Annotated in this window: 1 protein-coding gene; it reads right to left on the reverse strand. The window is 56.1% G+C overall.

Going from position 1 to position 640, the window contains the following annotated elements:
- Positions 1-640: IS5-like element IS5 family transposase (locus AACR77_RS04695; protein ID WP_042880047.1), on the reverse strand; the 640-nt coding region annotated here is incomplete at both ends.

The raw sequence follows: 640 nt of genomic DNA on the forward strand, positions 1-640 counted from the left end.
CGCCCGAAACAGGTTGGCCAGCGTGAATAACATCGCCAGTTGGTTATCGTTTTTCAGCAACCCCTTGTATCTGGCTTTCACGAAGCCGAACTGTCGCTTGATGATGCGAAACGGGTGCTCCACCTTGGCCCGGATGCTGGCTTTCATGTATTCGATGTTGATGGCCGTTTTGTTCTTGCGTGGATGCTGTTTCAAGGTTCTTACCTTGCCGGGGCGCTCGGCGATCAGCCAGTCCACATCCACCTCGGCCAGCTCCTCGCGCTGTGGCGCCCCTTGGTAGCCGGCATCGGCTGAGACAAATTGCTCCTCTCCATGCAGCAGATTACCCAGCTGATTGAGGTCATGCTCGTTGGCCGCGGTGGTGACTAGGCTGTGGGTCAGGCCACTCTTGGCATCGACACCAATGTGGGCCTTCATGCCAAAGTGCCACTGATTGCCTTTCTTGGTCTGATGCATCTGCGGATCGCGTTGCTGCTCTTTGTTCTTGGTCGAGCTGGGTACCTCAATGATGGTGGCATCGACCAAGGTGCCTTGAGTCATCATGACGCCTGCTTCGGCCAGCCAGCGATTGATGGTCTTGAACAATTGGCGGGCCAGTTGATGCTGCTCCAGCAGGTGGCGGAAATTCATGATGGTGGTG

It is taken from the genome of Aeromonas sp. ZOR0002, assembly GCF_963866995.1.
Classification (GTDB): Bacteria; Pseudomonadota; Gammaproteobacteria; order Enterobacterales; family Aeromonadaceae; genus Aeromonas; species Aeromonas caviae.